Consider the following 489-nt stretch of genomic DNA (forward strand, 5'->3'; position numbering starts at 1 on the left):
TGGATTTTCGGCGGCAGGAAATAACGATAAGGTAGGATTGATCCTGTTTGCCGATAAAGTGTATAAGGTGATACCACCTCAAAAAGGGAGGAAGCACATTCTTTCGATCATCAGTAATATTTTGACAGCAGATTATGTTCCGGCAGAATCCAAAATAGATAAGGCGCTGGAATATATGATGGGAATCTTTAAAAGAAAATCTCTGGTTTTCCTGTTTTCAGATTTTGAAGATGAATATGATTCCAAGATGCTGAGAGTTGCTTCCAAAAAACATCAGCTGCTGGGTATGAGGGTATATGATGAAAAAGATAATGAAATTCCTGATGTGGGATATATACGCTTGTACGATGCAGAAACAGGAAAACAAATATGGGCCAATACCTCCAGCGCCAGATGGAGATATACTTTTGCAGAAGCACAGAAACAAAAGCTGAGAGCATTGGAAGAAGATTTTGCAACCAGTTCGGCCAGTTTTATGAATGTAAATAC

The 489-nt window shown here is 38.9% G+C and carries 1 protein-coding gene; it reads left to right on the plus strand.

Going from position 1 to position 489, the window contains the following annotated elements:
- Positions 1-489, plus strand: a 489-nt coding sequence (locus BBI01_RS11565; protein ID WP_131799324.1) for a DUF58 domain-containing protein, incomplete at both ends; no start/stop codon positions are given.

The sequence above is a fragment of the Chryseobacterium artocarpi genome (genome assembly GCF_001684975.1).
Lineage (GTDB): Bacteria > Bacteroidota > Bacteroidia > Flavobacteriales > Weeksellaceae > Chryseobacterium > Chryseobacterium artocarpi.